Below are 23,844 nucleotides of genomic sequence, written 5' to 3'. Positions count from 1 at the left end.
TGGAGAACACGGTGAAAACTCATTCAGCAATGTCCTATGTGACATCGTTAACAATTAATAAACTGGCGATAGCCGTTAGTTTATCTTTAGCGGTAGTGCTGTTGTCAGGATGTAACAGTGAAAAAGAAACAACTGTCGCCGCGCCTATCATTAATCTTGCGTTAACTGAAATTGTAACGCCAAAAACAAATACCAATTTAAGCTTTAATGGTGTGATCCGTTCTGCTGAACGCGCAGATTTATCATTTCAAGTCAGTGGCCGTGTTAGCCATATTTTTGTTAACGAAGGCGACAAAGTACATAAAGGGCAGTTACTTGCAAAATTAGACCCTAAAGATGCCCAAACTGCCTTTGCAGCTGCACAATTAGAATTAAATAACACCAAAAAAGACTATTTACGTGGTAAATCTATCTATGAAAGCTCGCAAGCAATTGCAAAAAGTGACCTAGATGAATTACTAACACGTTATGACTTAGCTCAAAACCGCCTTGAAAAAGCGAAAAACCAGCTTGCTTACACGCAATTAAAGGCCCCTTTCTCAGGTATTATTGGTCGCAAGCTAATTGATAATCACGTTCAAATTCAAGCAAATACATCAGTATTAACGCTGCATAATCTTGATAATTTAGAAGTGGTAGTCAACATTTCAGATACGGTAATGCTAACGGGCATGCAATGTAATAAAGCCAATGCTGAGATTAACAATATTCCAGGGCATTTATTACCGTTGAGTTTACGTACTTACTCAACTCAAGCGGATCCAATTACACAAACATTCTCGGTTGTATTAGGGCTTGATGATCTTAAAGGGCTCAATATCTTACCGGGTATGTCAGTGAAAGTTTCTCCAAGCTTAACTGAATGTCCTGAGGAAAATAATAATCCATTGACAGTGCCACTTACAGCTGTTGTACCTGACAATCAAAACAAACAATTTGTCTGGGTTGTTAGCAGTAATAACATTGTTTCAAAACGCTACATTACTGTGGGTGTGATTAATAAAAATTGCATTACAGTAACTAAAGGCCTTAATGCAGGTGAGCGTATTGTTATTGCTGGCGTATCAAAATTAAGAAATGGTATGGAAATTCGCCCATACACAGACACAACTCAAAGCGGAGTGTAATAAATGGATATCGCTCGCTATACCATTGCCAAACGCACCAGTGTTTGGGTAATGATTGCTCTGATTTTAATCGGTGGCTACATTAGCTACCTAAAATTAGGCCGTTTTGAAGATCCCGAATTTGTGATTCGCCAAGCCGTTATTATTACGCCTTATGCGGGAGCAACAGCACAAGAAGTGTCAGATGAAGTTACCGACATTATTGAAGGTGCAGTGCAATCGTTACAGGAATTGAAAGAAGTTAAATCAGTTTCTAAACAAGGCATGTCTGAAGTTACAGTCGAAATTAAGCTTGAATTTGCTAAAAATCAGGCTGATCTTCAACAAGTTTGGGATAAGTTACGTCGCAAAGTTAACGATGCACAGCGCTCGCTTCCACCAGGGGCCGGTCCGTCAATTGTTAACGATGATTTCTCTGACGTTTATGCTTTATTCTTTGCTGTAACAGGTGAAGGCTTCTCTGACAAACAACTGTCTGATTATGTAGATAGTTTACGTCGTGAACTAGTCTTAGTTCCAGGCGTTGCTAAAACAGCAACACTTGCAGAACAACAAGAAACCATTTTTGTTGAGTTTACCAGTGAGCGGTTAGCTAAGTTTGGCTTGTCTGTTGATAATGTTTTGTCAGTATTACAAAAGCAAAATATCGTAACAGTCGCTGGTAGTTTAACTGCAAATGGCATGCGTATTCCGGTAATGCCAACGCCAAATATTAACTCTTTTAATGACTTAAAAAACCTTCAAGTGGGTATTGGTGACAACCACACTGTATTACACTTAAAAGATATTGCGACCATCAAACGAGGCTATCAAGAACCAGCATCAATGCTAATGCGTTACAACGGCGAGCGAGCTATTGGTTTTGGTATTTCAAATGTCACTGGCGGCAACGTTGTTGATATGGGTGATGCCGTTAAAGCGCGTATCGCAGAACTGGAAGGCCAACGTCCTCTCGGTATGGAACTGAATGTCATCTCAATGCAATCAGATTCTGTACGTGATTCAGTAACAAACTTCATTGATAACCTTATTGCAGCTGTTGTCATTGTCTTTATCGTACTATTGCTATTTATGGGGGTTCGCTCAGGTATCATCATCGGTTTTGTATTAGTACTCACCGTTGCAGGTACCCTATGCATCATGCTTATTGATGACATAGCAATGCAACGTATCTCTCTTGGTGCACTGATTATTGCACTCGGCATGCTGGTTGATAACGCCATTGTTGTCACCGATGGTATTTTAGTTCGCCTACAAAATAACGAAGATCGGGAAGTGGTTATTCCTGAAGTTGTTAATGCAACTAAATGGCCATTATTAGGGGGAACGGTTGTTGGTATCTGTGCATTCAGTGCGATTGGTTTATCGCCATCAGATATGGGTGAATACGCAGGTTCGTTGTTCTGGGTTATCCTTTACTCAATGCTTTTAAGTTGGTTGTTTGCTGTAACGGTAACGCCATTACTGTGTCACCAGTTCCTAAAAGTAAAAGTGAAAACAACGGCAGATAAACCAAGTAAAGTCGTTAATGGCTACAAAGGTTTGTTATCGTGGGTATTACTTCATCGTAAGACAACCGGCCTATTATTAGTGGCTACTCTTATTGGGGCTATCTGGGGTGTAAAATATGTACCACCTGGTTTTATGCCTGAATCACAACGCGCGCAATTTGTCGTTGATGTTTACCTTCCACAAGGTACTGATATTCAAAATACAGAGGCTGTTGTTGCCAGCATTGAGCAAGACGTTAAAAAGAAACCAGGTATCAGCAATATTTCAAGTTTTATCGGTGGCGGTGGCTTACGTTTCATGCTGACTTACGCGCCAGAAGCACGTAACCCAAGCTATGGACAATTGCTGATTGATATCGATGATTACCGTAACATTGCACCATTATTAGTTGAACTACAAAAAGAGCTTGACCTTAAATATCCTGAAGCTTCAATCAAAGTATGGAAATTTATGCTGGGTCGAGGTGGCGGTAAAAAGATTGAAGCTGGATTTAAAGGCCCAGATAGCAAAGTATTACGCGATCTAGCGGAACAAGCTAAAGTTATCATGCTTAATGATCCAAACTTGATTGCAGTTCAAGATGATTGGCGTCAACAGGTACCGGTTATTAAGCCGATATATTCATCTGAAAAAGCACAGCGTTTTGGGTTAACAAATCAAGAAATAAGCCAAGCCATTGCACAAACATTAACTGGCCGTAATATTGGTGTTTACCGTGAAGGTAATGATTTAATCCCTATCATCGTGCGTGCGCCGGATAACGAACGTACTCATGAACGTGCGATTGAAAATACGGAAGTTTATAGCCGTATGGTCAATGGATTAATTCCTGTTAGCCAATTAGTGGAATCGGTTAATGTTGCTTGGGAAGATGCTATCTTACGCCGTATTAATCGTATTCCGACGATTTTGGTTCAGGCAGATCCTGCACCAGGTGTATTCACTGCGGATGCATTTAATGATCTACGTGGCAAAATTGAAGCAATTAAATTACCACCCGGTTATGAACTGACATGGTATGGCGAATATAAAGCATCAAATGACGCAAATGAAGGTCTTGCTACCTCTGCCCCTTACGGCTTTGCAGCAATGATTTTAGCGGTAATCTTTATGTTTAACGCGCTTCGTCAGCCATTAGTGATTTGGTTAACCGTACCATTTGCTTTAGTGGGTGTAACGGTAGGTTTAGTGATTTTCCAAACGCCATTTGAGTTTATGGCAATTCTGGGCTTCCTGAGCTTAATTGGTATGATGGTAAAAAATGCTATCGTGTTGGTAGACCAAACTGATGTCGAAATTGCAGCGGGTAAAACACCATATCAGGCGATTATTGATTCAGCACTTAGTCGTGCTCGACCAGTATTGCTTGGTGCATTTACAACGATTTTAGGTGTGGCGCCATTATTGGTAGACCCATTCTTTAAGAGTATGGCTGTTACCATTATGTTTGGTTTATTATTCGCGACAATCCTAACATTGGTCGTGATTCCACTACTGTATGCGGTATTGTTCCGCGTTAAAATAGAAGAAACACCACCAGCATAATTAGCATCACAAAATAAAAGGGAGTGGCATCATTGATGTACACTCCCTTTTTTATAACCGTAAATAACCTGCGCTCTTATCAATACCATTATTTAATATAATCAATAAGATCTTGTGCTAAACGACGTAACACGCCTGGTTCTGGGTGAGTATGTGAAAACGTTCTAATCCCATAAATTCCCATCACTAAAAATTGTGCTAATTGGTGGCTATCGCGGGCATTGCTTATTTCATTATGCTGTTGGGCTAATGCTAGTTGCTCGGCCAAAGTCTGCTGCCATTGTTTTAGCATATGGCTGATAACATCAGCAACTTCGACATCTTGTTGCGCAAGTTCACTGAGTGATTTTTGTAGTAAACAATCTTTAATCTGCTCACGTTCACACTCATCAACCACCTGATCAAGATACGCGCTGATCGCTTCTATCACTGAAGGTGACTGCGAAAATAGTGTGACAAACTGCGTATAACGTTGATTACGGTAATGTTCTAACGCCGCTAATAACAAACCGCGTTTATTTTTAAACGCGCAATAAATAGAGCCAGGATGAAGCCCCGTTGCTTGTTTTAAATCTTGCATGCTGGTGTTGCTATAACCTTTAGCTATAAAAACATCCATTGCCGAGCGTAACACTCGATCACGATCAAATTCAGCACTACGCATAATCACTCTCTTTTGCTTTATCTTCTTCTAGTTTACTTAATATTGAACAATCATTCAAAAAACTCTTGAATGATTGTTCAAACAGGTCTAACTTGAATGAGCATTCAAATAAGAGATAACAATCATGCTCGACACCCTATTTCACCCAGTTGTACTTAACGATACGCTAACACTCAATAACCGTATTATTATGGCACCATTAACCCGTTGCATGGCTGACGATAATTTAGTCCCAACCCAAGCAATGGTCGATTATTATGCTCGCCGTGCTGATACTGGACTTATTATCTCAGAAGCTATTTTAATTCGTGCTGATGGTCAAGGTTATCCGCATACGCCAGGATTATTTACCCCAGAGCAAATTGATGGCTGGCATAAAGTAACAGATGCTGTGCATAACAATGGTGGTAAGATTTTTGCACAATTGTGGCATACAGGTCGTGTAGCTCATCCGTTCTTTTTTAATGGTGAGTATGTACTTGCTCCTTCTGCGATAGCGCTTGAAGGGACATTACCAAGAATGCGGGAATTAACTTATACCGTTCCAAAGCCTGCAACTAAAACTGAAATTGAACAACTTATTGCCGATTTTAGTCAAGCCGCAGCTAATGCGATTGATGCTGGCTTTGATGGTGTAGAAATTCATGGCGCAAATGGCTATTTGATCGATCAATTTCTACATTTCAGCACCAATGAACGTGATGATGAGTTTGGTGGCACACCAGAGAATATGGCGCGCTTCCCACTCGCAGTTATTGATGCAATTAGCCAACGCATTGGTCGTGATCGTACCGGCTTACGTTTATCACCCGGCGGTTACTTCAATCTTGAAGGTGATAGCCGTGATCGTGCGGTGTTTGACTACTTATTACCTGAAGTTGAAAAGCGTTGTTTAGCGTATCTGCATGTTGGTATTTTTGATGACAGCATGAATTTTGAGTATCTTGATGGCAGCGCATCTCATTACATGCGAACACATTACAAAGGAACATTAATTGGTGTCGGTTGCTATACTCCACAAACAGGCTGTGATGCTATTGAAGCGGGGAAATTTGATTTATTAGCCATTGGCCGTCCATTAATCGCGAATCCTGACTATGTTAATAAAGTACAATCAGGTCAGGCACTTACTCCTTATGACGACACTATGCTAGCTCAACTAATTTAATGGTCTCTTTTACGCCTTAATACTGTGTTATTAAGGCGTTTATTTTGCTGCACTTCATTATTTAGTTTTAAATTACGAAAAATCATTGTTTGCATTTGTATAGATAGACAAAAGCCCAGTTTAGCTCTTATGATTACAATAGATAAAATAATAATGATAGAAAATGATAATGAATATCAAACCCCAACAAACCAATCAGAATATCCTATTAACGAGCTTACTTATTGTTACAAGTAGCTATGCTTCATATGCGAATGCTGACACAAGCACTTCTTCAACCTTAAATAATTCGTTAAATTATAGCAGTAGTAACAGCCTACTTTTAGAGCAATATAAAGATAACTTTGTTTTACCTTTTTATTACACTCAATCTCCAAATCACAAAGAATATCAATCAATTATACCGGAAGATGGCAAGCTAAGTAACTATAATGTCAACTTTCAAATTAGCTTAAAATACCGTTTATTCTCCGGCATTTTAACTGATAACGATCAATTATATTTTGCTTACACACAACGTTCAAACTGGCAAGCCTACGCTTCATCTGCATTTTTTAGAGATACAGAATATGAACCGTCTGTTTTCTGGACCTTTCCAGCCCAAACGGCCTATAGCGATGGTCTACATTATTCAGGCAGTACGCTAGGTTTAGTTCACCAATCAAATGGCCGGGGTGGCGAACAAGAACGGAGTTGGAACCGTGCCTTTGTTGACATGACATTTAAAAAAGACGCTTTTACCTTTAGTGTGAAGCCTTGGGTACGGCTTGATTTTGGGGCTAAAGACTATAACAAAGACATCAATAACTACCTTGGTTATGGTCGAGTTAGCATGAACTGGAATATTGATGGTAATAGTATGCTCACGTTTACAGTACGGAATGCACTAGAAAGTGGTTTCTCACGTGGCTATGAAAAAGTGACGTTAAACTTCCCTATTTATAAACGTTTACGTGGTTATTTAATATTTGAAAGTGGCTATGGTATTTCTATTTCAGACTATAATCATTATGACAATGCTGGTGGTATTGGTTTTTCATTTTAATTAATCTATTAAACCTATTTTTATCTCTAGTGTTAGTATTAAGTGGCATATAAACTATACGCATAAAAAACTAGAGATAAAAACAAATTTCTATCAATATATTACTTATCCTGTTACTTTAAATATAAGAAAACAATATTTCATTTCTTATTTAGTGGTTATTTCTTTACTAGTCGAATATTATGTGTTTTTAATAGCATTACTATAAATAGAGATATTTATTCCACCAACGAATATTACTATTGAAATAATTTATTGATAGAACGGTCCAGTGAATATTAATCAATCGACATACTTATCTGTACTTATTCACATGCTATCGTCATCTCCTTATCCTGCTGGGTTAAAAACGAAAGATGGTATTTTTGAATATGCCAATGATGCTTATCGTAACCTTGTTAATGCCCCGCTTGAAATAAAGGGATTAAAGGATAGTGACTTACCATGTGAGACCGCTGCATTTAGCGACATTTTTATTGAGCAAGATAAATTATCACTGACGCACAATAAAGCTATTATAACTATAGATGTGCACAACTATGCTAATGGTACAGATGCATATATATTTACCAAACAACCCGTTATAATTAATGGTGTACCTTGGGGAATTCAATTTACAGCAAATAAAGTAAAAGATTTAATCAATATGACATCGTTTGTTGAGGTTATTGCTACTGATAAATCTCATTTATCTTTCCATACAACGCGACCTTTAGCACCACAATTAACGTCATCTCAAGAAATTGTCTTATTTTGGTTATTACGTGGACGACAAACAAAACAAATAGCACAGCTTATTCATCGAACCCCTAAAGCTGTTGAAAAACAAATAGCCAATTTAATCTCTCGATTTTCTGACTATGGTATTTCCAGTCGCGCAGGATTAATTGAATATGCTCGTGGGAATGGTTGGTTATCATTAATACCAACACAATTATTTAAGATCCCTATGTCGCTTATTATCAACCATGATGATCAAGGCGATTAAGTTCACAAAACTACAGTAACTTAAACAAAGGACTGTTTAGTTACATTAATTTGCACTTATAATCCCGCCAATTTTCTCGCTGCTTATCATTGGTCATTTATTCATATAAAAGTCAGTTTAGTCATAATATTAACAGATCATACTCAACAACTTTTAATGCAACAATGAATCGACCTTGTTTAAAATGAGAATAACCGCACCAGAAATAACTTAACTTTTGTTTTGCTTTTTATCTTTCCGTAAATCAATACGGTATGATAGCAGCTAATCAATGGTTAGCGGGTATTAAGACATGTATCACCAAACACTTAAAAAATATTTTGGCTTTGATTCTTTACGTTTAGGGCAAGAAGAAGTAATTACCCGCGTTCTTAGTGGTCATTCAGCCGCCGCTATATTTCCAACGGGATCTGGAAAATCATTATGTTATCAATTACCTGCGATTGAATTACCCCATCTTACGTTGGTCATTTCACCATTATTAGCCTTAATGAAAGATCAACTCGATTTTTTGGCTACGAAAGGGATCCCTGCCGCATCCATTGATTCCAGCCAAACCTGGCAACAAACTCAGCAAGTCATGCAACAAATTCGTCAAGGCGAAATTAAAGTATTAATGATTTCAGTAGAACGTCTCAAAAACGAACGCTTTCGTCACTTTATCGGTCAAATTCCAATTTCATTATTAGTCGTCGATGAAGCACACTGTATTTCAGAGTGGGGCCATAATTTCCGTCCCGATTACCTGAAATTGCCACACTATCAACAAGCCTTAAACATCCCTCAAGTATTATTACTTACCGCAACAGCAACCCCTGCTGTAATTCAAGATATGCAGGACAAATTTGCAATAGCTAAAGATAATATTATCGTGACGGGTTTTTACCGAAATAACCTTGATTTAACCGTATTAGCTGCAGACGAAGACGAGAAAATAGATACCCTTAAACATCAACTTTCTCAACGCAATAATGAACCATCGATTGTCTATGTCACCTTACAACACACTGCTGAGCAAGTGGCTGATGCGCTTACTCGTAGTCACTTTCCAGCCCAAGCCTACCATGCGGGAATGGATTCTGATTACCGACATAGCATTCAACAACAATTCATGAATGGAGAAATTAATTGTATTGTAGCAACCATTGCTTTTGGTATGGGGATTGATAAGTCCAATATTCGCCAAGTGATTCATTTTGATTTACCCAAATCAATTGAGAATTACAGCCAAGAAATTGGTCGAGCAGGACGTGATGGTGAAGTGTCACAATGTACCGTTATTGCCAATAAATCAGGGCTCAATGTTTTAGAAAATTTTGTCTTTGGAGACACGCCAGATCGCAGCGCTATTGCATATGTTTTGCATGAAATACAAGCTCAAGATCAGCAATGGGAAATCATGAGTGGTCGTCTATCAAAAGATAGTAACATTCGTTTATTGCCACTCAAAACATTATTAGTCTATCTTGAAATCCGCCAAATCATTGAACCGATGTTTACTTATTTCGCAGATTATCGTTACAAGATGAATGTGTCTCAATATGAAATAGCCCAGCGCTTTCAAGGTGAGCGCCAACAATTTATTGAAACAATTTTTGCGTGCTCCCCCAAAGCACGAGTGTGGCATACATTGGATATGGATGCGTTATGGCAAGGCTATCAAGTCGATAGAAAGCGAGTGGTGGCAGCCATTGACTACTTAAATGAACAAGGCTGGATCACCCTTGAAAGTAAACAAATGACCGATGTGTATCGTATAAATCAACACCATTTTGATATTGAGGTAGAAACAGAAGCCCTTTACCAATTATTTCAGCAAAAAGAACACAGTGAAATTAATCGTATTGAAAATATGATTGCCTTTTTTGAAAGTAAAAGCTGTTTAAGCCATAAATTAGCCAGCTATTTTGCCGATCATCATGCACCCAAACAATGTGGCCATTGTTCTGTTTGCCGAGGTAAAAACATCACCTTACCAGCATTACCCACGCTGCCAGAGATTACCGATCAACAAATAACGATGTGGGCTGATAGCTTTATTCAACGAAATAACAGCGCGCCATCAATGGCTGCAATCACTCGTTTTTTGCATGGTATGAGCACACCTCTCAATAGTAAAATAAAAGCAAAACAGCTTGAAGGATTTGGTGTATTAGAAGCCTATCCTTTTCAGCAAACTTTCGATCATATTTGCCGCTTATATAACGGTAACTGTTGAATAAACGGCCATTAATTACGTTGGTTTAAGACTTTAATCGCTAAAAACTGACTTTTCATATTAATCAATGGCGATCTGACTCGCATCGTTTTAAAATACAAAAACTAACTAATAGGAAGTAAAGTTATGACTACAGAAAAAGAAGAATACCAACCTTGTGATGCTTGTGGTGTTTCAGCAGAAATGGGCTTTATGATCAAAGAACATGATGATGTTGCCGATGTACATGTTTTTGCAAATGGTAAAAAAGCATTAGAATTAGAACTAGCGAACTACCTTACGCTTGCAAAACAAGTTAATGCTAACTTTAAAGTAGAAACAACGCCTGTTGATGAAACAAGTACAGAATTAACAGCTCGCATTCAATTTGAATGCAGTGCTGAAAAGTTAATTTTTGAACTTAAAAGCCGCTCTCTAGCGAAATAATTTATCAAATGGGCATACTCTGCCGTCTTGATAATCAATGAAGCCAGTAAACAGTTGTATGGTGTAATCAATACAAAATACAATCTGATACTGGCTTTATTATTTATTCTCTACTGATATTACAAATGGAGATTGTCGCACTCCCCTTTTATGGGCCGTTTAGCTCAATCCCTTGTGAAGGACGACATTCCATCAGATAAACAATGACGCTACGGTGAAATATTAATACTCAATGGCACGAGGTAATAGTTTTGCTTGTGCAACCCAATCTTCTACTGCTGACAGTGGTGGCAGTTGACGAACTAGAGATTTAGCCTCATTCACTTCTACCATTTTAGCATGTAAATTATCAGCATTACGCTGTGCAAGTTCAGGCACAGTATCAACTCCTGATGACTCTAATAAATCAGCATACTGGGTACTTACCCCTTTGATACGTGATAAATCAGCACGGTTAAGCCAGTTTAAGATAAGTTTACCGCTAATCCCTGTTTTCTCAGCTAACGTTTTACGACCACTGGGTTTTGCGCCTAATACTAATAATTGTTCAATGGTTGTCACTTCTATAGCGGCTAACTTTGCTGCGTAAGTTTCACCAATTCCTTCCACACTAACAAGCTTTGTCATAACAGTTCTACTCTTTTTAATTATACATATATAAAAAATATAGCTAATAAAATTAAAAATATCGCATCACCGATCAAAAAATGCAGCCTAAATCAAAAGAAAACCATTACTATCATACTATTAATAAATAAACAGATAAAAAAAGCCCAGAATAATCTGGGCTTTTAAAAAGAGTCATACGATTAAGATTCAGAAAGTGGTAAGACTTGCTTCACATAATCACCAGGCGCTACGTATAATGGCGCGTATGTTTCGCTACCAATTACTCGTGGTGATACTTGCTCTGCAGGGCTAAACTCTGTTAACCAGCCATTCCAATGCGTCCACCAAGAACCATCCTGACGTTTTGCACCAGCTAGCCAAACATCTGCATTTTCTTCGTTGCTATCATTCACCCAAAAGCCATATTTATTCTTCTGAGGGTGGTTAACAATACCTGCAATATGGCCAGACTCGCCTAAAACAAATGTTGATTTGCCACCTAATTGTTTAGCACCGCGATAAGTACCTTGCCATAAAGCAATATGATCTTCTTGTGTTGAAATAAAGTATGTAGGCACTTTAATCTTACTTAAATCAATATACACACCGCCGACTTTATAACCTTTACTTTCGACTAATTTATTATCTAAATAGAATTGACGCAGTAAAGTATTGTGGCATTTAGCCGCAACGTTAGTACTATCACCATTCCAATAGAGTAAATCAAAATCAATTAAGCTCTGGCCTTTCAGATAATTATTAACGTAATAGTTCCAGTACAAACTATTTTCACGCAATAAACTAAAGGTCACACTTAACGAACGTCCATCCATATAACCAGCCGCATTATTTTGAGCTTCAATTGCCGTGATAATCGGATCATTGATATATGCACCAATTTCACCCGGCTGAGAGAAATCTAATAATGTGGTAAAGAATGTCGCAGATTTGATACGATTACGCATTCGCTTCGCAGCATAATATGCTAACGTTGTTGCCAATAACGTTCCACCAATACAATAACCCACTGTATTAATGTGTTTTTGGCCGGTAATTTCTTCTACTGCATCAACCGCTTTAACAACACCATCTAAGACATAATTGTCAAAATCAACATCTTTCAATGATGCATCAGGATTACGCCAAGACATCATAAATACGGTATGACCTTGCTCAACGAGCCAGCGGACCATTGAATTATGATCACGCAAATCAAGAATATAGTATTTATTAATAAATGGAGGCACAATCAACAACGGTATTTTATGTACAGCCTCAGTTAATGGTTTATATTGAATTAACTCAAATAATTCATTTTTAAAAACCACATCACCTTCAGTGTTTGCGATATTAACACCAAGTTCAAATGCACCATCATTAGTCATTCGAATCTTCAATACATCAGCGCTACTTTGTAAATCTTCTTGTAGCAGCTCCATCCCTTTAATCAAATTTTCACCGTTTGTTTCAACAGTCAATTTGGCTAATTCAGGATTGGTTGTTACAAAATTAGTAGGTGACAGTGCATTGATAGCTTGGCGAGAGAAGTAACCTAAACGTTCTTTCGTTTTATCGTCTACACCTTCAATTGAATCAATTGTTTCACGCATTGTGTTACTGAATAATAAATATGATTGCTTAATATAATTATAAAAAGCTTCATTTTCCCATGCAGGATCACTAAAACGCTTGTCATCTTTTGCTGGCTTAATAAAGGCGCTTTCTGCTGTCGTATTACCGACTGCAACATTCTGCCAAATCTTAACTTGATTTTCCCACCAATCCATTTGGACTTTAGCTAAAGCACTAGGCTGAGCCGCGGCTTTTTCCAAAAATTCAGTGGCATCTTCCAAGTTAATATCATTAAGTGCTTTAGTTACTGGGGTATTCATGGCTGCCTTGCCGGAGTCTAACTCCTTCCACCATAACTGGTTCATATCTTGGAGCTTGGCAAAGTAGTCCGAAAAGAAGTGATTGTTCATAACAAAAACCCTGTACTTGGACTAAGTAATCAGCCATATAATCATCTTATATGGCTGATTGATATAAGTATCAGACAATCAGACTGCCATTAATACAGCCTGATTTATCGTTACTTAAATGGCAGGTGTTGCTTGTTTAACGTTATCAGCAACAAACTCTTCAACTTCTGTTTTAAAGCTTTGTGCTACAGAAGAGAATTTATTGCTATCATCTAAAAGCTGCTGAGAAAGCTTAGTCAATGTTTCAAGTTGCTGGCCATTGAATGCAGTTAACGATTGAATATCTTTTACTTCGCTAACAGCTTTAAGTTGCTTCAGACCAAGATCACTATAAGCACGAACAGCTGACAATTGAAGCTCAGTCAATTGCTCAACATTTTTAGCAAATACTTTGTTGAATTTTGCGTATGGCGCTAGTGTTTTTTCTGTTTGCTCAGAAAAAGATTTAAACATTTCCGTATACATAAAACATTCCTCATTGATAGTAATAAAGTGTGGAACTATAAGTATTACCACACTGATTGTATTAGTTTATTTACTTACACACGTTTTAAAATAACTGCAGTACCCATGCCGCCGCCCACACATAATGTTGCCATGCCGTATTTATTATCACGACGACACATTTCATGCAGTAAGCTAACAAGAATACGGCTACCAGATGCACCTAGAGGGTGACCCAGTGCGATTGCACCACCATTTACGTTCGCACGCTCAACTAAATCTTCCACTTTAGTGCCTGTTTCTTTGGCAACTTCGTGGAATACACCTAATGCTTGACCAGCAAAGGCTTCATTAAATTCAAGAAGCTCAATATCTTCAATTGAAAGATTTGCTTTTTCTAATGCTTTAAGTACTGCAGGAACAGGTCCTAATCCCATAATTTCTGGTGCAACACCCGCTTGAGCGTAGCTTTCAACTTCAGCTAATGGTGTTAAGTTATATTTAGCTACAGCAGCTTCAGATGCGACAATAATTGCGCTTGCGCCATCATTAATACCAGAAGCGTTACCCGCAGTTACTGAACCATCGCGGTTAAAAGCAGGGCGTAATTTAGCGAGATCTTCAATCGTAGCATTTGCTTTTGGATATTCATCAGTATCAACAACAACCGTCTCACGACGGCTAATCACTTCTACAGGGCAAATTTCAGCAACAAATCGTCCTTGTTCAATTGCAGCAACGGCTTTTTGTTGACTCGATAGTGCAAAGTTATCTTGCTGCTCACGCGTTAACCCTACTTTTGCTACCACATTTTCAGCAGTTACACCCATATGGTAATTATTGAAAACATCCGTTAAACCATCAGCAATCAAAAGATCTGTTAATTCAAGGTTACCCATTTTTTGCCCATCACGAATCTTCGATGATGCACAAAATGGAATTTGTGACATATTTTCAGCACCCGCAGCAACCACAAGGTCGGCATCACCCGCTTTGATATGTGCAGCTGCATCCATTAATGCTTTCATGCCACTACCGCAAACCATATTGAGTGAGTACGCTGGCACTTCATTTGGCAAACCTGCATAGATAGCGGCTTGACGACCAGGTCCCATACCTTGACCTGCTCCAACGACGTTACCTAAAATAACTTCATCAATCGCATCAACAGGAACATTGATTTGCGCTAATGCACCTTTAATTGCAACCGCACCAAGTTGTGCTGCAGAAACTGATTTTAACGCACCATTAAAACTACCGATTGGGGTACGTTTTGCGGCAACAATGTATACCTTAGCCATATTTTGCATCCTTTCTATAATATGATTTATTATTTTGTCTTTGTTATAACTGGCACTATTTAGTGCATGTACAAACCGCCATTTACTGATAATGTTTCACCAGTAATATATGCCGCTGCATCACTTGCTAAAAAGACAACCGCTGCCGCAACTTCTTGAGGTTGCGCTAAGCGTTTCATTGGAATTTCTGCTTTAATTGATTCAAGTACTTCAGGTTTAATTGCTTCAACCATCGCGGTGCCGGTATACCCAGGAGCAATCGCATTCACAGTAACACCTGCACGTGCACCTTCAGCTGCTAGGGCTTTAGTAAAACCAATCATACCTGCTTTAGCTGCTGAGTAATTTGCTTGACCAAACTGCCCCTTAAGACCATTAACTGAGGTAATATTAATAATACGTGCGTTACCGTGTTGACACATAGAATCAAACAAAGGTTGAGTCACATTGAATAAGCTGTTGAGGTTAGTATTAATCACGTCATTCCATTGTTCAGCAGTCATTCGCTTAAACATGGTATCTTTGGTGATGCCCGCATTATTAACTAACACATCAAGGTGACCTTCTTGCTCTAATAATGCAGTGAGCGATTCTTTACAAAAAGCGGTATCAGTTACATCCAATGGCAATAATTTCACTGTCTCATTTGAGTAATTATTTTCCTTAAACCACTCTTTAGCTGACTGTTCACTTTTAGGGTGATGGGCCGCTATAACACGAAAGCCAGCATCAACTAAGGCCTGAGTAATTGAAGATCCAATACCGCCTTTAGCGCCAGTCACTAATGCTACTTTTTTCATTTCTAAGGCTCCTTCCTTTGATCTTATCGTATTTATTTAAATGATTTTTTAAGCATGCTGTCAGTCACGTGCAATTACATTTTGTTATCATTGTTTTGACAACGAACTAAATATAACACCCATTGATTACAAACACATTGCATATGCCGAATATAACAACACAGATGCATATCCATAGCAAGCAAAGGAGTTAACATTTTCCACATCACCAATACTCGTTATTAACAATTAAATCAGTAATGAGTATTTTGAATATTTTTATTAACATTAAATCTGTATATAAAACACAACAAAAACACTATTTATCAAATGATTGAGGTAAGACAGGAGATAATAAAATACGCTTATGTTAATCAAGTGTTAATAAAAGTTTCAATGAAAGAAGACTTAAAAAACAGAGGTGGTCGGATGACAATTTTAAAAGGTAACGATTGCTATCTTTGGATTATCTTTCGAAATGTTACAAAAAGGTCACAAAATATAATTTATAGCCTACAAATTCAATTTATAAATATCACCATAATATGCTTAATCATGCGCCTTATTCATTAAACGGCCCTCTTTTTATAATTTTTTTATTCATCAATAATGGAATTAAGTCTGAACTTAATCATTTTTTAGAAGTCTGAAAAAACTGTTTCATCGTCAGTATTTTGAATACCAAAGGAAATATTTGTATGCTCGCTAGTACATTCAAACGTCTAAATGATTACCTTCAAAGTCAGGTTATCGGCCAGCCTAATTTAGTAAAACAGCTTTTAATTGCATTACTGGCTGACGGCCATATTCTTGTTGAAGGTCCCCCTGGATTGGCAAAGACTCGTGCAGTAAAAGTATTGTCAGATTGTATTGAAGGTGACTTCCATCGCATCCAATTCACGCCTGACTTATTACCTTCAGATTTAACTGGCACTGACATTTTTCGTCCTGAAACAGCTGAATTTACCTTTCAACCAGGCCCTATTTTCAATTCATTAGTACTTGCTGATGAAATTAACCGTGCGCCAGCCAAAGTGCAGGCAGCAATGCTAGAAGCGATGGCTGAAAAACAAATTACAGCGGGTCGCAACACTTATCCTCTACCCGAATTATTTTTGGTGATGGCAACACAAAACCCAATCGAGCAAGAAGGAACTTACCCACTACCAGAAGCACAACTAGATCGCTTTCTACTACAACTAAATGTTGATTATCCAAATGCTGAAAGCGAACTTGAAATTCTTCGCCTTAATCGTGGCGAAGCGTTAGGTATAGAAAAAACAGAACCGGTTCGAATTAGCCAAAATGATATTTTTGCAGCACGAAAAGAAATCTTAAATATTCATATGGCGGATGATGTTGAGCACTATATTATTCGTTTAGTGATGGCGACACGTGAACCACATCGTTTTAGTGAACAACTACAGGCATGGCTACAAATGGGCGTCAGTCCACGTGCAACCTTGGCACTCGATCGTTGTGCACGTGCTCATGCTTGGCTTTGTGGTCGTGATTTCGTCACACCAGAAGATATTCAAACAATGGCCTATCCCGTATTACGCCATCGCTTACTATTAAGCTATGAAGCACAAGCTGAAGGCATTGTCGCAGATAGTGTTATTGATACTCTTATTTCTCAGGTTGCTAGCTTATGAAACCTACACACATCAACGTAGCGCTGCCACCCCATAGCGATGGCGTCAATGTGTGTCTAGCAGAGCTACTGCAATATAAAAATCAAGCGGTAAGATGGCTGGCACCCGCCAAAAGTATTTGGTCACAACTCAATGGCCATCATCAAAGTCGGCATAAAGGGCGTGGTATGAACTTCTCTGAAGTGCGCCCTTACCAAGCGGGGGATGATATCCGTTCTATCGACTGGCGAGTAACAGCGCGTACAGGAAAAACACATACCAAGCTATTTACTGAAGAACGTGAACAGCCGATTATGCTGTTTATAGACCTTAGCACTAGCATGCAATTTGGCTCACAATTGCTACTAAAATCAGTACAAGCAGCACATTTTGCGAGTTTATTAAGCTGGTTAGCTGTCGATGAACAAGATCGTATTGGCGCGATTATTTACAATGGAATTAACACCATAGAATGTAAACCTACAGCACGTCAACGTGGACCTTTGCATATTATTAACGCATTAATTTCAGCCCAACACGACGCCTTGCAAGTAGCCAACAGCACCTGTCATGATGGTTTTTCAACCGCCCTTAAACGGCTACATTATCTGTGCCCTAAAGGCAGTGAAATTATTATTATCAGTGATTTTTATACGCTTAAAACCACTGATAAACGCCGTTTAAGCCAACTTCGACAGCATAATCGTATCCAATTTGTTCAAATTCATGATCCACTTGAACAAGGGCAAACACAATTCCGTGGCTATGAGCATGTGACGGATAATCAACAATCAGCATGGCTGGACTTCTCAGCAAAAAAAACGCGAGATTCACTCAGTCAACAATATCAAACCCATCAGAATTTTATCCATGAAATGGCAACATCACTTGCCATACCATTGCATAATCTCTCTGCTGCACAACCGCTATTACAGCAGCTTGGCGCTCATTCTCAAGGAATAAGGTAATGACACAACTTACAGCTCCTGCATTACCATTGGCGGATATTCATCTTCACACCGAGCCGAGCTTTTGGCCACTTGCTTGGGGATGGTGGGCAGTGATTATTGTCAGCCTTATTCTTATAAGTCTCGTGAGTTATCGCTTACGCTGTCGCAGTCATGATGTTGCAGCGAAAAAAGAAGCACTCGGTATATTAAAAACCTATCGCTTTGATGACGGCATTACTGCAATGAACACGTTGCTAAAACAAGCCGCATTGAGCTATTTTCCACGAACGGTTATTGCTCCTTTAACGGGTATCCAATGGTTAACTTTTCTTGATCAACAATTACCTACTAAATACCGTGGTTTTGTTGATCAACAGCAACTATGGCAACAAGGGCTCTTCTCTTCAAAGCCACTCACCAAACAGCAATTTCAGGACTGTCAGCAGCAGGCATTATTGTGGCTACAACATGCCCTACCTGCGAAAACCAAAGATCATGGCAATACTTCAACAATGATCACTAAGGAGTCATCCAATGTTTGAATTTGTATGGCTATGGGCATGGGCCTTATTGCCATTAGCTTGGTTAGTTTATCGATTCAGTAAACCCGTTGCACAACCTGCGGCCATTCATTTACCTCAGTTACCGCAAGGTGTTGGCCAAAAACAACCCAGTTCTATTATTCGAAAACTATTAATGGCTTTAGTCTGGGTAAGCCTTGTAGGTGCGATAGCGCGACCAGTATGGTATGGCGACCCAATAGAAATTAAACCAGAACACCGAGATATGCTACTGGCTGTCGATCTTTCAGGATCAATGGCTATCCCTGATATGGTAACAAAAGACGGTCAAAGTATTGATCGATTGACTGCAGTAAAACATGTCTTGGCTGATTTTATTGCCAAACGAAAAGGTGATCGTATTGGACTGGTCGTCTTTGCTGATCATGGTTATTTACAAACACCATTAACCTTTGATCGTAAAACAGTTGAACAACAACTTAATCGCACTGTACTAGGTTTAATTGGCCAAAGTACTGCAATTGGTGAAGGTCTTGGAGTTGCAACAAAAACCTTTATCGACAGTAAAGCACCACAACGAGTGATTATTTTACTCAGTGATGGCGGTAATACATCAGGCGTTATCGATCCAATTGAAGCGGCCAAGCTAGCCCAAGAAAGTCACGTTAAGATTTATACCGTGGGGGTTGGTGCTGATAAAATGATCCAAAAAGGCTTCTTTGGGGATCGGGTTGTCAATCCGTCATCTGATCTGGATGAAAAAACATTAAGCAAAATCGCCGAGATGACGGGCGGTGAGTATTTCCGTGCGCGAAATCCACAGCAACTCGAAAAAATTTATGATGTAATTAATAAACTTCAACCCGTTAATAATGCTCAACAAACGTGGCGACCACGTGATGAGCTATTCCGTTATCCATTAGCGTTAGCATTGCTTTTATCCGTTATCATCGCTTTCATGAGGAAACGTCATGGCTGATTTTACCTTTATGCACCCATTGTGGTTTATTGTATTCATTCCTTTGATCATTGTTCTGCCATGGTTAAAAGGCAAAGCACAGCATTCGGGCTTAATTGCCCCCCACATTGCACAAAAACTGGGTCTAACTCAACAACAGCCAAAAACATGGCCTATCGCTTTATTAGCATTAGGCGGGATTATTACTGTTATTGCAATGGCGGGACCTAGCTGGCAAAAAATAAAGCTACCCGCCTATAATCTCAGTGGCGCGCGAGTGCTAGTGATGAATATGTCACAATCAATGTATGCAACGGATATAAAGCCGAATCGCTTAACCCAAGAAAGATTTAAAGCATTAGATATGTTACCGAACTGGAAAGAAGGCAGTACTGGTTTGGTGACCTTTGCAGGTGATGGCTATGAAGTTAGCCCACTCACCACCGACAGCAGTACATTACGTAATTTAATTCCAAGCTTATCTCCCGATATTATGCCCATTGCAGGAAATAATGCCGCTGCAGGTATTGCTGAAGCAATAAGATTACTTAAACAAGCAGGTCATAACACCGGTGATATTATTTTAATGACCGATGGAATGACGAAAGCTGTCGCTAAACAAGCATTGGCCGATCTCAAAGGTACTCACTATCGCGTTTCTATTTTAGCGATGGGAACCGTTGCAGGCGCGCCAATTCAACTTCCTGATGGCAGTTTATTATCAGAAAATGGCACACCAGTGATCAGTAAAATTGATATTAATACGCTGATGTCAATTACTGACAGCACGGGTGGCATATTACAAATGGCACAAACAACCGATAATGATGTTAATGCCATTGCCAATTTTACAGCGAAGCCATTAGACAATGGTAAAAAAGGCCATGAAAAAGAATTACAAGAACGTTTAAATGGCGGTTTCTGGTTAATTATTCCATTACTCTTATTGGCACTATTGGGCTTTCGTCGCGGTATTGTTTTAGCAGCTATGTTTATTTTGTTACCCATCGATCACGCTCAAGCAAGTCCATGGACAAACACCAACCGACAAGCATACGAAACATTTACTGATGGCGATTATAAACAAGCAGCACAAGATTTTACGTCGCCACAATGGAAAGGTATTGCTGAATATAAAGCTAAGCAGTATGAGCAAGCGATAGCGACATTAAAGCCACTATCGGATCCAACATCGCAATATAATCTCGGTAATGCTTATGCTCAAAAAGGTGATTATAAACAAGCTGCAGCAACTTATAAAAAGCTATTAAAACAACAACCTGATTTTGCTGATGCTAAAAAAAATCTAGCCATTGTTGAACAAGCTGAAAAGCAGAAACAACAGCAGGAGAATAAAGAACAATCAGAAAAACAAGGTCAACAAGGCAACAAAGACCAGCAGCAGCAAGGTCAACAAGGCAACAAAGACCAGCAGCAGCAAGGTCAACAAGGCAACAAAGACCAGCAGCAACAAGGTCAACAAGGCAACAAAGACCAGCAACAACAAGGTCAACAAGGCAATAAAGACCAGCAGCAACAAGGTCAACAAGGTAACAAAGACCAGCAGCAGCAAGGTCAGACACAAGCAAACGAAAACAAACAACAGTCAATGAGTGAGGCGGAAAAGAAACAACAAGCTGAACACAATGCAAAACAAACATTAAGCCAACAGGCTCAACAGAAAAATAAGCAGCAAGATAAAACCGAAAAAGACCAACAACCAGCAGCTGTAACGATGCAGCAAGGCAAACCAAACGGTGATCAGCAACAAGTACTTTCAGTTGGTAATCCTATATTGAAAAAACTTGAGCAAGTACCTGACGATACAGCGGAGTTAATTCGAGCCCAATTAATGTTGCAAGCACAGCAAAGAGCCGCGCAGCAGCAAAGTAATAAATCATGGTAATAGAGAAAATGAAAATGTCAGTAAATCAACAAATCTGGGCTAAAAAATGCCGCTCTCCATGGTTATTACTTCTAACCATGTTTGTAGCACTCTTACCCCTGCAAGCCATGGCGGCACAAGCAGAAGCGACGGTATCGAAAACTGTTGTTGCTGTTAATCAAGTTTTTCAATTAACCGTCTCAGTTGATACCGCGATCAACCCTAACAGTGTCGACTTTAGTGTATTAAGCCCTGACTTTGCTTATGGTCAACCCAGCGTCAGTAGCTCAACATCATTAATTAATGGTGCAATGTCGCGCAATACAACTTGGACACTAGCCCTAGCTGCTAAAAAAGTTGGAAACGCAACTATACCTGCCTTTAAGATTGGCAGCTCTCAAACAACGCCTATTACGATTAGTGTTTTAAAAAGCAGTCAAAAAAATAGTACTGTCGCATCAAATCAGGCCAATGTTCGAATAACGGCAGAAATCGACAAAAATACACTTTATGTTGGTGAAAGTATTAATTATCGCGTAAAGATATTAATTGGTGAGCAGCTATCTCAAGCTTCATTGAGTGCACCATCAGGTGACGGCCTAGCAGTATCGCAAGTGGGTCAAGATGCTCAAAATAATATTGTCCAAAATGGCCGCCGTTATTTAGTCATCACTCGTAACTATCAACTAACGGCAGAAAAAGCCGGCAAGATCGTTATTCAAGGTCCAAAATTCAATGGTAGCGCTGTACGTGGCGCAAATGGTTTTAGCTCAGGCATTACCGTTCCTGTAAATGAAGATGCTCGAAATATCACCATCAATATAAAGACTAAACCAACAGATTACAAAGGGTTATGGTTACCAACCCCAGACTTACAGCTACAACAAACATGGCAGCCACAGGTTTCAAATCACAATGACGTAACCACTAAAGTTGGTGAACCTATTACCCGCACTATTACTTTACGAATTAAAGATGTTGCTCAAAGTAATATGCCAAATGTAAATTTAACCTACCCTGATACTGTACGTATTTATAATGAAAAACCTGAATATCGTACTGAGAATGGCTACAGTATTATGACGTTAAAACAAGTCATAATACCTCGCCAAATAGGTAAAGTAACACTACCGCCATTAACAATTAATTGGTGGAACACAACCACAGAAAAACAACAACGTAGTGAAATTAAAGGGTTAACCTTAAATGTTATTGCTGATCCGACAGCAAATAGCCAATTTTCACCACCAGCAACAATAACGCCACCAGCAACAACAGTGAATTCAGTAAAAACCATCACTGCTGCTGGCATATGGCCATGGACAACACTGATCTTTGCCCTATTGTGGTTAGCCACTTTGGTGATCTTAATAAAAAAACGTCAGCCAACCATTATCGCAACAACCGCAATGCCAATAAAAAGCACAGATGTAATGTCAATACTTGAGGATGCGATTAATGCCAATGAGCCGATTAAAGTACAAACCTATTATCAGCAATGGCGTCAACAGCAATATTCAGCATTGACGACTCAACCACAGCTATTACAGCAACTTGATAATGAAGTACAAGCAATGATGGCTGCCCATTATTCAGCATCGAATAGCAGCTGGAATAAGCAAACATTGTTAGCATTATTGGCCCAAGCAAAGCAACTTACAGTAACAAAACATGCATCAATGGCACTATCGAATTTAGACCCTCAATAATCGTCACTAAAAAAATATGAGGCTATCTTAATAGCCCTCTAAAACGCCTAATGTTCATTGCTACATAAGTAGTGGTAATTGAATTTTAGGCGTTTTATTTTATGTAACCAAATGTAAAATAACACAACATTAGCAATCACTACCGTTAAAAATATGTTTAACAATTAATTAACAATAAACCATCTCGATTTAATTTATATTTTTTATTTACGTGACACATACCAATAAAAACGCTCATATTGATACTAGATTGTGACATGGGCGTAATAATAATTGTTAAAAAACAGCAATAACTATGCTTATTAAAAGAAGGCTGGCTATTTTAAACAGATCCTGTTAAAAAATGTTTCTGTTACAAAATATAAAACTTAAACACAAC

19 protein-coding genes are annotated in these 23,844 nt (G+C 38.8%); 13 read left to right on the top strand and 6 right to left on the bottom strand.

The window, feature by feature from the left end; genetic code table 11:
* Positions 1 to 29 precede the first annotated feature (29 nt).
* Positions 30 to 1,127, top strand: a complete 1,098-nt coding sequence (locus tag Q0V26_RS15835; RefSeq protein ID WP_297483628.1) for an efflux RND transporter periplasmic adaptor subunit — start codon at positions 30 to 32, stop codon at positions 1,125 to 1,127.
* A gap of 3 nt (positions 1,128 to 1,130) precedes the next feature.
* Positions 1,131 to 4,184 (top strand): efflux RND transporter permease subunit, encoded by a 3,054-nt coding sequence (locus tag Q0V26_RS15830; protein ID WP_297483626.1) that lies wholly within the window; start codon positions 1,131 to 1,133, stop codon positions 4,182 to 4,184.
* 88 nt (positions 4,185 to 4,272) lie between these two features.
* Here Q0V26_RS15830 and Q0V26_RS15825 read toward each other — a convergent pair whose 3' ends face one another.
* The gene (locus Q0V26_RS15825) at positions 4,273 to 4,848 is read right to left on the bottom strand and encodes a TetR/AcrR family transcriptional regulator (protein WP_297483624.1); all 576 of its coding nucleotides are present in this window, start codon (positions 4,846 to 4,848) and stop codon (positions 4,273 to 4,275) included.
* Positions 4,849 to 4,972: 124 nt separating this feature from the next.
* Here Q0V26_RS15825 and Q0V26_RS15820 point away from each other — a divergent pair, with 124 nt between their 5' ends.
* The 5 genes from Q0V26_RS15820 to Q0V26_RS15800 all read left to right on the top strand — a co-directional run bounded on the left by Q0V26_RS15820 (position 4,973) and on the right by Q0V26_RS15800 (position 10,693).
* Positions 4,973 to 6,016, top strand: a complete 1,044-nt coding sequence (locus Q0V26_RS15820) for an alkene reductase (RefSeq protein WP_297483622.1) — start codon at positions 4,973 to 4,975, stop codon at positions 6,014 to 6,016.
* 169 nt (positions 6,017 to 6,185) lie between these two features.
* Positions 6,186 to 7,061 (top strand): phospholipase A, encoded by an 876-nt coding sequence (locus tag Q0V26_RS15815; protein WP_297483620.1) that lies wholly within the window; start codon positions 6,186 to 6,188, stop codon positions 7,059 to 7,061.
* Between the two features lie 271 nt (positions 7,062 to 7,332).
* Positions 7,333 to 8,049: a LuxR family transcriptional regulator gene (locus Q0V26_RS15810; RefSeq protein WP_297483618.1), complete on the top strand. Its 717-nt coding sequence runs from the start codon at positions 7,333 to 7,335 to the stop codon at positions 8,047 to 8,049.
* A gap of 292 nt (positions 8,050 to 8,341) precedes the next feature.
* Positions 8,342 to 10,267 (top strand): RecQ family ATP-dependent DNA helicase, encoded by a 1,926-nt coding sequence (locus tag Q0V26_RS15805; RefSeq protein WP_297483616.1) that lies wholly within the window; start codon positions 8,342 to 8,344, stop codon positions 10,265 to 10,267.
* Between the two features lie 126 nt (positions 10,268 to 10,393).
* Positions 10,394 to 10,693, top strand: coding sequence for a DUF406 family protein (locus Q0V26_RS15800; RefSeq protein ID WP_080155625.1), 300 nt, complete (start codon positions 10,394 to 10,396; stop codon positions 10,691 to 10,693).
* 222 nt (positions 10,694 to 10,915) lie between these two features.
* Here the strand turns inward: Q0V26_RS15800 and Q0V26_RS15795 are convergent, their stop codons facing one another.
* The 5 genes from Q0V26_RS15795 to Q0V26_RS15775 form a co-directional block, all read right to left on the bottom strand.
* Positions 10,916 to 11,320: a DUF4332 domain-containing protein gene (locus tag Q0V26_RS15795; RefSeq protein ID WP_297483613.1), complete on the bottom strand. Its 405-nt coding sequence runs from the start codon at positions 11,318 to 11,320 to the stop codon at positions 10,916 to 10,918.
* A 182-nt stretch (positions 11,321 to 11,502) separates the two neighbouring features.
* Positions 11,503 to 13,284: a class I poly(R)-hydroxyalkanoic acid synthase gene (gene phaC, locus Q0V26_RS15790; RefSeq protein ID WP_297483611.1), complete on the bottom strand. Its 1,782-nt coding sequence runs from the start codon at positions 13,282 to 13,284 to the stop codon at positions 11,503 to 11,505.
* Between the two features lie 114 nt (positions 13,285 to 13,398).
* The gene (locus Q0V26_RS15785; RefSeq protein WP_045037665.1) at positions 13,399 to 13,749 is read right to left on the bottom strand and encodes a phasin family protein; all 351 of its coding nucleotides are present in this window, start codon (positions 13,747 to 13,749) and stop codon (positions 13,399 to 13,401) included.
* Between the two features lie 74 nt (positions 13,750 to 13,823).
* Positions 13,824 to 15,029 carry an acetyl-CoA C-acetyltransferase gene (locus Q0V26_RS15780; protein ID WP_297483608.1) on the bottom strand — a complete coding sequence of 402 codons (1,206 nt, stop codon included), beginning with the start codon at positions 15,027 to 15,029 and terminating at the stop codon, positions 13,824 to 13,826.
* A gap of 59 nt (positions 15,030 to 15,088) precedes the next feature.
* Positions 15,089 to 15,829 (bottom strand): SDR family oxidoreductase, encoded by a 741-nt coding sequence (locus Q0V26_RS15775; protein WP_297483606.1) that lies wholly within the window; start codon positions 15,827 to 15,829, stop codon positions 15,089 to 15,091.
* A 677-nt stretch (positions 15,830 to 16,506) separates the two neighbouring features.
* On the opposite strand from Q0V26_RS15775, the gene Q0V26_RS15770 reads away from it, so the two are divergent.
* From Q0V26_RS15770 to Q0V26_RS15745, 6 genes are read left to right on the top strand one after another with little or no spacing between them, the layout of a single operon-like run.
* The gene (locus Q0V26_RS15770; RefSeq protein ID WP_297483604.1) at positions 16,507 to 17,463 is read left to right on the top strand and encodes a MoxR family ATPase; all 957 of its coding nucleotides are present in this window, start codon (positions 16,507 to 16,509) and stop codon (positions 17,461 to 17,463) included.
* A complete protein-coding gene (locus Q0V26_RS15765) occupies positions 17,460 to 18,410 on the top strand; it encodes a DUF58 domain-containing protein (protein ID WP_297483602.1) in 951 nt (316 codons plus the stop codon). The genes Q0V26_RS15770 and Q0V26_RS15765 overlap by 4 nt, the downstream gene beginning before the upstream one ends.
* Positions 18,410 to 18,934 (top strand): DUF4381 domain-containing protein, encoded by a 525-nt coding sequence (locus tag Q0V26_RS15760; protein WP_297483600.1) that lies wholly within the window; start codon positions 18,410 to 18,412, stop codon positions 18,932 to 18,934. The genes Q0V26_RS15765 and Q0V26_RS15760 overlap by 1 nt, the downstream gene beginning before the upstream one ends.
* Complete coding sequence (locus Q0V26_RS15755) at positions 18,927 to 19,892, top strand: VWA domain-containing protein (protein WP_297483598.1); 966 nt, start codon at positions 18,927 to 18,929, stop codon at positions 19,890 to 19,892. The genes Q0V26_RS15760 and Q0V26_RS15755 overlap by 8 nt, the downstream gene beginning before the upstream one ends.
* Positions 19,885 to 21,777 (top strand): VWA domain-containing protein, encoded by a 1,893-nt coding sequence (locus Q0V26_RS15750; RefSeq protein ID WP_297483596.1) that lies wholly within the window; start codon positions 19,885 to 19,887, stop codon positions 21,775 to 21,777. Before Q0V26_RS15755 ends, Q0V26_RS15750 begins: the two co-directional genes overlap by 8 nt.
* A 14-nt stretch (positions 21,778 to 21,791) precedes the next feature.
* Positions 21,792 to 23,465, top strand: a complete 1,674-nt coding sequence (locus Q0V26_RS15745) for a BatD family protein (RefSeq protein ID WP_297483594.1) — start codon at positions 21,792 to 21,794, stop codon at positions 23,463 to 23,465.
* The last annotated feature ends 379 nt before the right edge of the window (positions 23,466 to 23,844 follow it).

The sequence above is a fragment of the uncultured Photobacterium sp. genome (assembly GCF_947039875.1).
Classification (GTDB): domain Bacteria; phylum Pseudomonadota; class Gammaproteobacteria; order Enterobacterales; family Vibrionaceae; genus Photobacterium.
The sequence above is the reverse complement of the archived record's forward strand: the minus strand, read 5'-3'. Positions and strand labels throughout refer to the sequence as shown.